The following is a 12182-nucleotide window of genomic DNA, read 5'->3' on the forward strand; positions in this document are numbered from 1 at the left end:
CTGAATCCCAAGTTTTCAGGCCTTCCCAGCATGGTGTCTCCATCATGCGCGGACCGCTCCGCCGGCTGCCGGACGTATCGACCGTCACCGGATGGTGTCGACCAACCCCGTTGCCGTGCGACCGCTACGAAGCGGCCAACACGGCAGGCAGGCGGCGAAGCCCCCGGCGCAGGCCGCTCAGCTCCAGGTCAACGGGTCCAGTGAGATGTTGTCATGTGATTCGCGTACGCGGAAAGGGGTCGGCATGTTCGATAAGCGGCTGTTTTCGTTGACGCCGGGCATCAAGCGCCTGGTGGCTGCGAAGGTGGTATGCCTATGGGTGTCGCTGTTGGCGGATATCGGGTTCGCCTATGTTCTGGTTGGTCTGCTCGGCAACATCCTCGGGTATGTCGAGCCGCTTGACGCGTCCAAATGCACCCAGCTCAACGCGATCGGCAGGTGCCTCAACCCTGCGCAGACACAGGGCGATTCGGCGCTCGAATCCGGCAAACACGCCCTGTCGGCGTACCCGGACAATTACGGCATGTTCATCCTGTTCATCGCCGTCATCGTCGTCGTGAAATACGTGGCCACCCGCTGCTCCGCCTATTTCGGCACCCGCGCCAGCGAAAGCGTCAAACTTGCCCTGCGTGAGAAGCTGTACCGCAAAATGCTGCAACTGGGCCCCTCCTACGCCCAGCGCGTGCGCACCTCCGACGTGGTCCAGTCCGCAGGCGAGGGCATTGAGCAAATCCAAAGCTTCTTCGAACTGTTCCTTCCGCAACTGTTCTATTCGATTCTCGCGCCGATCACCCTGTTCATCTTTGTTGCCCCCGTCAATTGGCCTGCCGCGCTGGTGCTGCTGGTGTGCGCTCCGCTGATTGTCATCATCGTGGGGCTGGTTGCGATGAGCGCCTCCCGCGTGTTCAAGAAGTACTGGGGCAAGTACACGGATATGGGCGCTGCGTTCCTTGACGACCTGCAGGGCTTGGAAACGCTGAAAACCTTCGATGCCGACGGGCGTGCGGCCGAGGACATGAACCGCAAGGCCGAGGAATTCCGCGTGATGACCATGCGTGTGCTGCAAATCCAGTTGCGCTCACTGTCGGCGATGGACCTGGTGGCGTACGGTGGCACCGCGGCCGGTATCGGCGTGGCGATCTGGCAGTTCATGATCGGCCAGATCTGGCTGCCGGCTGCCCTGGTGGTCGCGCTGCTGTCAGCGAGTTTTTTCCTGCCGTTGCGCCAGTTGGGGTCGTATTTCCATGTAGCGATGAACGGCATGACGTCTACGAAGCGCATTTTCGCGCTGCTGGATGCCCCGGTGCCGCATCACGGCAGCATTCGTCTGCCTTCTGTCGCGGATTCCGTGTCGGTGACTTTCGACCATGTCGGATTCGCCTACGGCTCTGGCGATGACAAGAAAATTGCTCTGCATGATGTTGATTTCTCCGCGCAGCCGGGCCAGTTGACGGCCATTGTCGGCGTGTCTGGGTCTGGTAAGTCCACGGCAGCCGGTCTGCTGGGCGGTTCGTTGGTCGGCTATGACGGCTCGATTCGTCTCGGTTATTCGCTGCTCGGCACGTCCGCGGATGTGGAACTGAGTGATGTTGCGGAGCAGTCGCTGACGGGCGCAGTCACGGTCGTCAGCGCCCGCAGCCACTTGTTCGCCGGCACGCTGCGTCAGAATCTGGTGATGGCCAAGCCCGGCGCCACGGACAACGACCTGTGGGTCGCGCTGCATCAGGCGCGTATCGATGATTTCGTGTGCGCCCAGCCCGGCGGTCTTGACATGAAAATCGAGCAGGATGCGGCGAATCTGTCAGGCGGCCAGCGCCAGCGCTTCGCGATTGCCCGCGCCTTGCTGCGTGACAGCGCGATCTATGTGTTCGATGAGGCAACCAACAGTGTAGACGTGGAAAGCGAGAACCGTATTCTCGCCACCATCCGCGATTTGGCGGACCGCAAAACGGTGCTGATGATTACGCATCGTGTTGCGAATGCGGTGCTCGCCGACCAGATTGTGGTATTCGACCACGGCACGGTCGCCCAGACTGGCCAGCATGATGCGCTGGTGGTAACGGATGGCGTGTACGCGAAACTGTTCCGGGCACAAGCGGTGTTCGAGCATGTCTCCCACCGTGATGACGCCCGAATGATGGTCGGTAGCGAGCAGATGCGCCAGTTGGCGGGTATGGGCAGCCGTGCCGTGGCATCCGGTGCTTCCACCCTGTCTATGGGCGACACATCTCAATCGGCCTCTCAATCGGCGGCTGAGCCGGTATCTGCGGCTTCGTCAACGGATACGGCGGTGAACGCCAACAGCGCCGGCACCAGCCCGGATGCCGCCCCGGGAACCGCCTCCGCTGCCGGTGACACGCCAGGCAAACGCTCCGGCTCAATGTCGTTGATCGGCCGTCTGCTCGGCGAAGTCCGGCCGTTGAGCCTGTACATGGTCCAAGCATGCCTGTACGGCACCATCGGTCATCTGTCGGCGACATTCCTGCCGGTGTTCGGCGTGTGCGCCCTGTTCGCTCATCTCGGTCATCCGGTGTGGGGGCTGTCGTCCCGCACCGCGGTGGTCTGCATGGTGGTGTGCGGCCTGTTGCGCGGTATCATGCGGTACGCGGAACAGTATATGAACCATAATGTCGCGTTCCGCCTGCTGGCGCTGTTCCGTTCCAAGGCCTTTGCCGCGCTGTGCAGACTGGCTCCCGCCAAGCTCGCCGGCAAGGGCAAGGGCGATTTGATCTCGCTGATTACCACTGATGTCGAATTGCTGGAGATTTTCTTCGCGCACACGATTTCTCCGGTTGTCATCGCCGTGGTGACCACGGTGGTGTTCGCGGTTGCGGCCTTCACGCTCGACCCGTGGTTCGCGTTGCTGCTGGTCGTCGCGCATCTGATTGTCGGGGTGTTGCTTCCCCGCCGTTTCGCGGCGAGCGTGCGTACGCTTGGCCCGAAGATTCGCAAGTATTCCGCGCAGCTTGACGATGTCATGCTCGACGATATGCACGGTCTGGATGAAATCATCCGGTTCGGGCAGGGCAGTAGGCGGCTGGGCAACATCGTCTCAAGAACCCGCCGCCTGTGGTCGGAACGCTCCCGTCTGAGCCGCCGTACCGGTCGTTTTACTGCAATCGGCGGTCTGCTGGTTATCGCCGCCACGGTGGGCGCGGTCATGGTCGCCTTGCGCGTGTCGCAGGGCAATCCGTTCTCCATCCCGAATGCGGTGGTCGCCGTGGTGCTGATTGCCAGCTCGTTCGGCCCGACCCTCGCCTTGAGTGCGCTTCCGGTGAATCTGACGCAGACCTTCGCCTCCGCGAGACGTCTGTTCGCACTGCTTGACGAGCAGCCGGCGGTTGTGGAAACCGGAACCGACCAGCCTGAGTATGACGGCATGGCGTTCGAGCATGTGGACTTCTCATACCGCCCTGACCAGCCGATTGTGCGCGACCTGTCCCTGGCTGTTCCCAAGGCCGGCATCCTCGGCATTCAGGGTCCGTCCGGGCGTGGCAAGTCAACAGTGCTGAAACTGCTGATGCGCTATTGGGATCCGAAGCGCGGCCAAGTCCGCTTCTCCGGCGTGCCACTTCCGCAGGTGGATGCGGCCTACCGCCGTCGTGTACAAACCATGATGAGCCAGGAGACATATCTGTTCGACGGGTCGATTGCGCAGAATCTGCGCATCGCCGACGAACATGCGAGCGACGAGCAGCTGCGTGAGGCGTTGCACAAGGCTTCTGTGCTCGATCTGGTCGATTCGCTGCCTGACGGGCTCGATACACAGGTCGGCGAGCTTGGCGGGCGCCTGTCTGAAGGCGAACGGCAGCGCATCGGCTTGGCACGTGTCTTCCTGCGCAAGGCGGACTTGGTGCTGTTCGATGAGCCGACCAGTCGTCTGGACGCCTTGAACGAGGCGGTGATTCTCACGTCAATCAACCAGATGGCCGCCGAGCGCGATGTCGCCATTGTGCTGGTCTCACATCGGCAGTCGACAATGCGCGTCGCCGACGTGGTCGTGCGGGTCTGATGCCGATTGGACGGCGTCAATCCGCTGACGCCGTCCGCCAAAGTCCGCCTAGGTTCGTCTAGGTCCGTCAATCAGCTGTCGTCCATCTCCCGCACCCATCGTCCCAAACCATCAGCCTGATGTGCGTGGTGGAAACGGAAACGTGGAACAACGGTGGACATCCCCGTCAAGCCGCCAGATGCGTTCCTCGGGTGCGGGATAATACGATGCGGGATATTTTCAGTTGGATTGCATCGGTGCGGCCCAAGGTGTGGCATAGCCGTACCGGGCTGCATACCGGGGATCGGTGAGGAGCAAGATGAGCAGACATACCGCGCAGCACGGCAATATGCCCGGTGTCCACGGGGGCAGGCGCAGGCATATCTGGCCATGGATTGTACTGGCTGTTCTGGTGGTCGTGGTTGCAGCCGCAGGCATCACGGCATACACCTTCTACAAGCAGGCCATGGAAGTCAAAGCCCACGAGGAGAAGGCGATTTCGCTGATGTCCGGCCTAAAGGGGCTTTCGGGCTCAGGTGCGTCCGGCATCAGCAAAGACACGGTGGATTCCATCAACGCGGTGTTGCCGCAACTGCAATCGGAAACCGCCACCGCCGAACAAATCACGAACGGCAAGCTGTGGACGCTGGCATCCCACATGCCGGTGTACGGCGATGACATCACAACTGTCCGCGGCATGACACGCATCGTGCATGCGCTGACCACCGAGTCGATTCCGCAGCTGAGCTCCACACTGGGCACGCTGGTCAACACACCGCTGACCACGGACGACGGGTCGCTGAACCTCGAGCCGATCACCCAGGCGGCCACATCCATGAAGGCCGCGAACGAGCCGCTCCAGAAGCTGGTCAAAGAGTATGACGCCCTGCCGCAACCCAAAATCGGCAAGGTCGCCACGGCGTACGCCAGCGGCAAGCAGCAGCTGAACGCGGCGGGAACGACCATCAACAATCTGTCCAACGCGCTGGATATCATCCCCGGTTTCCTTGGCTCCGGCGGCGCGAAAACGTATGCAATCATGGCGATGACCACGTCCGAAGCGCGCTCCAGCGGCGGCCTGCTGGGTTCGGTGGGCGTCATGACCACCGACAACGGCAAGATTTCCATCGGGGATTTCCGTTCGAACAACGAGTACATTCCGTATGGTGCCGGAGACCCGACCGCGGACGAGCAGCGGATCTTCAACCAGTGGGGGCCTCTGCAAATGTCCTTCGATATGCGCGACCTCGCGGTGTACACAGACGCGCAGCGTTCGGCGGAAGGCATGCGCGCGATTTGGCAGCGCACCCCGTGGGGGGCGAGCCAGAACCTGGACGGCGTGATTATGGTCGATCCGGTGTTCCTGCAGAAGATGGTCGCGATCAACGGGCAGGTCACCCTGTCGGACGGCCGCGTGCTCGACGGCACCAATACGGCGGAATTCCTGCTCAACACCGTGTACCAGGAGTACCCGGTGAGTATGCAGGACCGGTATTTCACCGAGGTTGCAACCCAGTCGATCGGCGCGATGTTCTCGAATATCAATCTTGAGAAGCTCACCCAGGTCGGGCAGGCGATGTCCTCGCTTGCACAGAACCGGCACTTCTCCATGTACAGCTTCGATGAGACGACGGAAAACTCGTTACTGTCCGCTGGCTTCACAGCATCCACGCCGAGTGACGAGGCCAACCCGAAGATCGGCGTGTACATCACCGAGCAGAACCCGTCCAAGATGGACTGGTACGTGCACCGCACGACCAAGATCACGCGCACGTCGTGCAATAGTGACGGTTTGCAGACCTACCACGTGGAATACACGCTGAACAACACAATGACGAATGCCGAACTGTCCAAGGTACCTGATTACATCGCCGGTGGCGTCCAAGTGCCGAGTCTGGCGCGCGGTATGGCCGCCGAGAAGATGCTGATTTACGCGCCTGCCGGCGGGTCGATCTCGAATATCACCACAAGCGGGAACGGCACGGTGTCCGTGGCACCGAAGCAGACCACGCTGAACGGCAAGAGCGTCACCACGACGCTGGTGCTGTTGAATCCTGGAAAATCGATGACCTACTCCTTCGACGTGACCACCTCCACGAAGGCTACAGCAGACCTCGGTGTTGACCAGACGCCGATGGGCTGGGAAGATCCTGGAGTGAGTGTGGATACCTCGGCTTGTGCCATCGGGACGAAGTAACGCCGGTACAGCCGGAGGCAGCAACGGCACCTGTACGACTCATTATCCAAGCCGTCCAGGTGCCGTTTGCCATAACGGTCTAGAGACCCGCGGAAAACCTATTTGCGGAACACCTTGGTGTAGGAGCCTTCCGCCCGCGGTCTGACCACAATCGAGTCGATATCGACGGTATCGGGCTGGTCAAGCGCCCAACGGATGCATTCGGCGATATCCTCGGCCTTCAGCGGGTCCGGCACCCCGGCATACACAGCCGCGGCTTTGGCAGCGTCGCCGTGGAAGCGGTGCATCGAGAACTCATCGGTATGCACCATGCCGGGGGAGATATCGACCACGCGAATCGGCTCGCCGATCATCTCGAGTCTCAAGACGCGGGCCATCACGCGTTCGGCGAATTTCGACGCGCAATACCCGGCACCGCCCTCATACGGTTCGATGCCTGCGGTCGAGGAGATGACGAGCACGGTTCCTGCGGATTCCTTGAGCGCGGGGAGCAGCTTCTGCGTCATGCGCAGCGTGCCGAGCACGTTGAGCTCGTACATGGCCCGCCAATCGTCGATGCTCGCGGTGGCGACCGGATCCTTGCCGATGGCCCCGCCGGCACAGTTGACCAGCGCTTTGACCGGCCCGCCGGCGAGTATCGTCTCGACGGCTGCCTGTGCGCTTGATTCGTCGGTGATGTCGGCGGCGATCGGCTCGACCGCATCGCCGAGCTCCTGAGCCAATGCGTCGAGACGCTCGGCCCTGCGTGCCAGTGCCACGACGTGCCATCCGTCTGCGACCAGCGCGCGAACCGTCGCCGCGCCGATTCCGCTGGATGCTCCGGTCACAACCGCGCGCTGGCCGCCGTCTGCCGGCTGTGGGGTTGATTGTCCTGCAGGTGATGTCGCAACTGGCGTTACATGCCGTGTTGCCGTTGGTGTTACTGATTGCGTTGTCTGTTGTTCTGTCATGGTCATCCTTCCTGCTGCTTTCGCAGCGGTGTCATGCTCGTCTGGCTGGTTTCAGCATCCGGCAGCGGTCATCGCTTTGTCAAGCCGGGCGACGCCTTCGGCCGCTTCCTCGGCGCTGATTACGCAAGGCGGGGTCACGTGGATGCGGTTGTTGTGCACGCCGAGCACCAGGTTCAGTTTGTCTGCCTCCGCCACAATCCGCTGCATACTGGCGTCATCAAGCGGCTCTTTGGTTGCCGGTCGGCGACCAGCTCCACCGCCCAGAACACGCCCTTGCCACGCACCTCGCCGATGGTCGGGTGATGCTCGGCGAGCGCCTGAAGACCCGGCCCGAGCACGTCTTGGCCGACATCGTGAGCGTTGTCGACGATATGCTCGCGTTCCATCGCCTCCTGCGTGGCCACGATCGCTCCCATCGCCAGCGGATGCCCGGAATACGTCAGGCCGCCCGGGAACACGACATCGTCGAAATACTTGGCCACCGGGTCGGACATGATCACGCCGCCAGCCGGGACATACCCGGAATTGCACCCCTTGGCGAAGGTGATGATATCCGGCGTGTAATCGTAGCCGTCGAGCGCGAACCAGAATCCGGTTCGCCCGAAGCCGGCCATCACTTCGTCGGTAATCATCAGAATGCCGTATTTACGGGTGATTTCGCGCACACCCTTGAAATAATCCTTCGGCGGGATGATGATGCCCGCAGTGCCGGGAATGGATTCGAGCAGTACGGCGGCGATGGTGTCCGGCCCCTCGAACTGAATCACATGCTCGAGATGAGTGAGCGCGCGCTCGCATTCCTCCTCCTGCGTGGTGGCGAAGAATTCGGAACGGTACAGGTACGGTGTGAAGAAGTGGACATGGCCGCGCGCGTAATCGTTCGGTTTGCGCCGCCAGTCGCCGGTCGCGCTGATCGCGGCGCCCGTATTGCCGTGGTAGCAGCGGTAGGAGGAGAGGATCTTGTCGCGCCCGGTGACCAGGCGTGCCGCGCGCATGGCGTTCTCGTTCGCGTCGGCGCCCGCGTTCGTGAAGAACACCTTGTCGAACCCTTGAGGTGCGCGGCGTGCGACCAGCGAGGCGGCCCGGCCACGGGCGAGGTTCGCGTAATCGGGGCCGATGGTGGCGAGCAGTTCGGCCTGTTTCTTGATGCCTTCGACGACCGCGGGGTGCTGGTGCCCGATATTCACGTTGACCTGCTGGCTGGTGAAGTCCAGCATCTCACGGCCGTCCGCGTAGTTGAGCCACACGCCGTGACCGGTGACCACCTCGGTCGGGTGGAGGTTGCGCTGTGCGTGCCAGGAGTGGAAAACGTGCGCGCGGTCCAACGCGTAGGCGTCGTCCCAGATCGTCTCATCTGCCGAGCAATCGTGTCCCATGATGTGTCCTTTCCTAGGTTGGGTTCCGGCGTCGGGCCGGCTGTGTTCATTTGGCATCGCATGTGACGCCATGTGACGTTGCAATTGACATTGTGAGCAATGAACATTTCGCGTTTTACGTGGACATTTCCTGTTGTGCATCGTCTTGAAACACCGGAATAACCGCGATTGGCGATACTGGGCGTGTCATATGAAGCGTGTGCGCGTGGGCCGCGGAGAGTGCAGAAGGCGAGAAGGCGAAATGATCACAGACAATAAGCACAATGATTCGAGGATTCGTCATCCGGACGATGTTAAGCCCGGTGCCGGCAGCGGCAGCGGACTCGTAGATTCCCGAGATTCCAGTGACTCCCTTGCCCTCCAAGGTCCACAGCAATCTCAAGACGGGCAGGAGCCCGATGATTCCGCGGGAACTCCCGTGTTAGCCGGCGCTGCGGATCGTGGCACGTCCGGCATCCGGGCGGGGCAGACGCTGGTCGTCGAGGCCGAGCGTCTTGCAGGATTCGTCCGTACCCAGACCGCCAGGGCGACTCCGCAACGCATTGTCGAATCGCTGACCACGTTGGTCTCCACTGAAGTTCTGCCTGAAGGAACACGTCTGCCGACCGTTCGCGCACTTGCGGCGGCACTTCGCGTGAGTCCGGCCACGGTTTCTGCCGCGTATCATATGCTCGCCCGTTCGGGGGTCATCCATTCGCGGGGTAGGGCGGGCACGTTCGTGCTTCCGCAGGCGCTGTCCGAAGTAAACATTCCGCCGGCCTCGGCTGCGTCATTCGCGGGAGGCGCGGATGGCTGGGGAGCGCGTACGGCCATGCCTTCGGTGGCGGGTGCTCGAGTCGTGTTCGACATGTCTGATGCGGGCCAAATCCTTGAAATGCCGGGCGATGAGGAAGAATCCAAGCAACATAACAGCAAAGATGCTGGACTCGACGTAGAGCGTGATGCCGGACGGGCGGCTGGGCGTGCTGACGTGCGTGCAGACGGAATGGACGAGGGGCGTGCCGACGGACGCGATGCCGGGCAGAATCATGGTCGAAAATCCGGGCGAAATACCGGCGCGTCCGCTTCTCGCACATCGGGCGCCAGCACGTCCGGATTCGACAGGCGTGCATCCGGCCAAACGCGAGGCTTCGCCGCCGTCCACGCCCCGGTCATCGACCTGTCCCGCGGAACTCCGGACAATACGCTTCTGCCGCCAATCCGCCCATATTTGGCCCGGCTCGGCAACCGGCGGGCATTCGTGAACTCGTACACCGGGCCGACAATCCTGCCGATGCTGGAAGAGGAATTGCGCGGCGACTGGCCGTATGATCCGCAGGCGATGACCATGGTGTCCGGGGCGGGGGATGGACTTGCGCTCGCCATCGCCACATTTGTGCGCCATGGCGATGTCGTGATCGTCGAATCGCCCACATACCCGTTCATTCTTGATGTGCTGCGCGAAAGCGGGGCAATCGCCGTCGGCGTGCCGGTTGATGCGGAAGGCATGGATCCCAATCTTCTGTTCGAGGTGCTGGAGCGTTTCAGCCCGTCCGCGGGGCCGACGCACGACCAGGGCCGTCGCATCGGCGTGATCATCATCCAGCCGCGGGCGCAGAATCCCACAGGTATCAGCTATACGCCCCAGCGGTTGTCGGTGATCGCCCGGGTGTTGCGCATGTGGGAGCAGGAAGCCGCCGGGCGCGAGATTCCGCCGATTCTCGAGGATGATAGCAGCGGCATGGTCGCTGATGTATTCGCGGTGTCCCTAGGGTCCCTGTTGCCTGACCGGGTGATTCATATCCGCAGTTTTTCGAAATCGCATGGCCCCGATTTGCGGCTTGCGGCATTGTCGGGGACGCGTGAAGCGGTTGATGCGATTGTGGAGCGGCGACGGCTGGGAGCCGGCTGGGTGAGTCGGTTCCTGCAGGAGCTGCTGTGCGAGATGCTTGCGGATCGTCAAGCGTATTCGACCATTGCAGGCGCACGCCACACGTACGCGCTCAGGCGCAAGACGATGGCTGCGCTGCTGGAGCGTTTCGGGATGCAAACCGTGCCGGGCAGCGGATTCAATATGTGGTTGCCGGTGCGTGATACGGCTGCGGCGAGGCGGATTCTCGCGCAGGAGCATATCCGTGTGGCGGAAGGCGGACGGTTTTTGCCGGAATTCTGTGTCTCGGCAAGTGATGACGATTCGCGCGTGCAGGAGTGTGTGATCGGCGGCGACGATTGGGCGGATGGCGGAATCGTCGGGAGCAATGTGATTGCTGGGGTTGCAGGTGTTGTGGGTGCTGGTGTTGGTGGGGTTGCTGAGGTCTGTGGTGGCGCTGATACAGGTGGCGTTGCTGGGACTGATGGGGTCAGCGCTTCCGATGTCGGGAACGCTGGTTGCAGGGCTGGTCGCGACATCGGTGACGCCGCCTATCATGTCGCCGACACTGCAGGCATCGGAACTGTTGGAACAGACGGTTTCAGCCGTGCTTCGACTATTGGTATTGATGGCACGGCCGCAACGCTGCTGACCGATGCGGGCGTCACCCAAGGCAATGCGATGCGAGTGACGATTTCGCAACCCGAAGCAATCACCGAGCGCGTCGCCCAATGCCTGGTACAAGCTGCAACTGCCTGAACTAGGGCGGTGTGGTCCCGCGCAGCTGCCTGGATTCACATCCCCGCCGCGTCCCTCGATCCAAACCGCAAACTCCCCACCGTGTGAGTGAATCCTCACACACTCGCCCTTTGGCTGGCCCGCGTGGCCGATTCCGGTTACTTGCCGGGTCGTTGTGTGAGTCAATCCTCACATAGTGGAGCCTCTGCGCTCCCATCCGCCGCGACCTGTGTCGGTTCGGCGCTGGCGTTCGCATTCTTGTGGTACCGGAACTCCGGCATCTCGTTTATCTGTAGTACCTCGCGGACCGCATCTCAGCTATCTGTGTTCGCATATGCCTGATACCGTAAGTACAATCCGCGGAAAATCAACGACCATACTGCCGGTATCGGCGGGTGACGAACACAGATAAGCGAGATAGCTTCCGGCAGGTACTACAGATACGGCAGATAGGCACACCCTGCATATAGTACTTCGTTGTACCAAGCCGAATCCCGCCAGGCTTCGACTCCACCGCATTCACACCCCACCGCCCCAGCCCCTGCAACACTCACGTTCCACCAAACTACGACCGCATCACACCTAGGCCCCGCCAAACGCAGCCCCTGCAGCCCCCGCCCAGTCAAACCGCCCCCGAAACACGATTGTGCGCTGATGGTTACGCACCGCCCCGTCTGGCAACAGCGATGTTGCCCAAGAGGAACGGCGGGGAAATGTTCAATCCGCACAATGGTGCGCAACGCAACACCCCGGTATTGCACCGGAAACCATCATCTGGCGCAAACCGCTATCGATGAGACGCGCGTTTGATGCCGATGATTCGCATCGGCTCGAACACAAGCCCAGGCTCAAGCCCAAGCTCGAGCACAAGCTCAAGCATCAGTTTGATACCGGTTCCCGGGGAGGCGGATTGTTTGGGAAGCAGAAGAAAGGAAGCTATCATGACTGGATTCACAGATGCCGGGCATGCGATGAACAATACCGCAGCAGACCGCGCAGCAGACCACGCGACAAGCCCAGACAACGAGCGGTTCAACCGCAAACACCACCACGCACGCATGCGCCGCCGCCGCTCCGTCCG

7 protein-coding genes are annotated in these 12182 nt (G+C 61.8%); 3 read left to right on the forward strand and 4 right to left on the reverse strand.

Features of this window, described 5'->3' with window-relative positions; genetic code table 11:
* Positions 1-244: 244 nt before the first annotated feature.
* Positions 245-4012 carry a thiol reductant ABC exporter subunit CydD/CydC gene (locus K315_RS0107565; protein ID WP_029576901.1) on the forward strand — a complete coding sequence of 1256 codons (3768 nt, stop codon included), beginning with the start codon at positions 245-247 and terminating at the stop codon, positions 4010-4012.
* Between the two features lie 298 nt (positions 4013-4310).
* Positions 4311-6188, forward strand: a complete 1878-nt coding sequence (locus K315_RS0107570) for a DUF4012 domain-containing protein (protein ID WP_029576902.1) — start codon at positions 4311-4313, stop codon at positions 6186-6188.
* A gap of 98 nt (positions 6189-6286) precedes the next feature.
* Here K315_RS0107570 and K315_RS0107575 read toward each other — a convergent pair whose 3' ends face one another.
* Genes K315_RS0107575 through K315_RS09710 form a run of 3 tightly spaced genes read right to left on the reverse strand, consistent with a single transcriptional unit; the run spans position 6287 to position 8514 of the window.
* Entirely contained in the window at positions 6287-7138 is an 852-nt protein-coding gene (locus K315_RS0107575; protein ID WP_238556466.1) for an SDR family oxidoreductase, read from the reverse strand.
* Between the two features lie 51 nt (positions 7139-7189).
* A complete protein-coding gene (locus K315_RS10760; protein WP_238556467.1) occupies positions 7190-7333 on the reverse strand; it encodes a hypothetical protein in 144 nt (47 codons plus the stop codon).
* Positions 7312-8514: an aminotransferase class III-fold pyridoxal phosphate-dependent enzyme gene (locus K315_RS09710; RefSeq protein WP_238556468.1), complete on the reverse strand. Its 1203-nt coding sequence runs from the start codon at positions 8512-8514 to the stop codon at positions 7312-7314. Before K315_RS09710 ends, K315_RS10760 begins: the two co-directional genes overlap by 22 nt.
* A 241-nt stretch (positions 8515-8755) precedes the next feature.
* On the opposite strand from K315_RS09710, the gene K315_RS10525 reads away from it, so the two are divergent.
* Entirely contained in the window at positions 8756-11122 is a 2367-nt protein-coding gene (locus K315_RS10525; protein ID WP_029576904.1) for an aminotransferase class I/II-fold pyridoxal phosphate-dependent enzyme, read from the forward strand.
* A 766-nt stretch (positions 11123-11888) separates the two neighbouring features.
* Here K315_RS10525 and K315_RS10460 read toward each other — a convergent pair.
* Positions 11889-12044: a hypothetical protein gene (locus tag K315_RS10460; protein ID WP_155804624.1), complete on the reverse strand. Its 156-nt coding sequence runs from the start codon at positions 12042-12044 to the stop codon at positions 11889-11891.
* Positions 12045-12182 lie beyond the last annotated feature (138 nt).

Origin of the sequence: Bifidobacterium thermacidophilum subsp. thermacidophilum DSM 15837 (genome assembly GCF_000426425.1) — a bacterium.
GTDB lineage: Bacteria > Actinomycetota > Actinomycetes > Actinomycetales > Bifidobacteriaceae > Bifidobacterium > Bifidobacterium thermacidophilum.

Bases quoted from the DNA above. Each gene is read 5' to 3' on its own strand.
- K315_RS0107565 (WP_029576901.1), top strand. From the start codon at position 245: ATGTTCGATAAGCGGCTGTTTTCGTTGACGCCGGGCATCAAGCGCCTG.
- K315_RS0107570 (WP_029576902.1), top strand. From the start codon at position 4,311: ATGAGCAGACATACCGCGCAGCACGGCAATATGCCCGGTGTCCACGGG.
- K315_RS0107575 (WP_238556466.1), bottom strand. From the start codon at position 7,138: ATGACAGAACAACAGACAACGCAATCAGTAACACCAACGGCAACACGG.
- K315_RS09710 (WP_238556468.1), bottom strand. From the start codon at position 8,514: ATGGGACACGATTGCTCGGCAGATGAGACGATCTGGGACGACGCCTAC.
- K315_RS10525 (WP_029576904.1), top strand. From the start codon at position 8,756: ATGATCACAGACAATAAGCACAATGATTCGAGGATTCGTCATCCGGAC.
- K315_RS10460 (WP_155804624.1), bottom strand. From the start codon at position 12,044: ATGATAGCTTCCTTTCTTCTGCTTCCCAAACAATCCGCCTCCCCGGGA.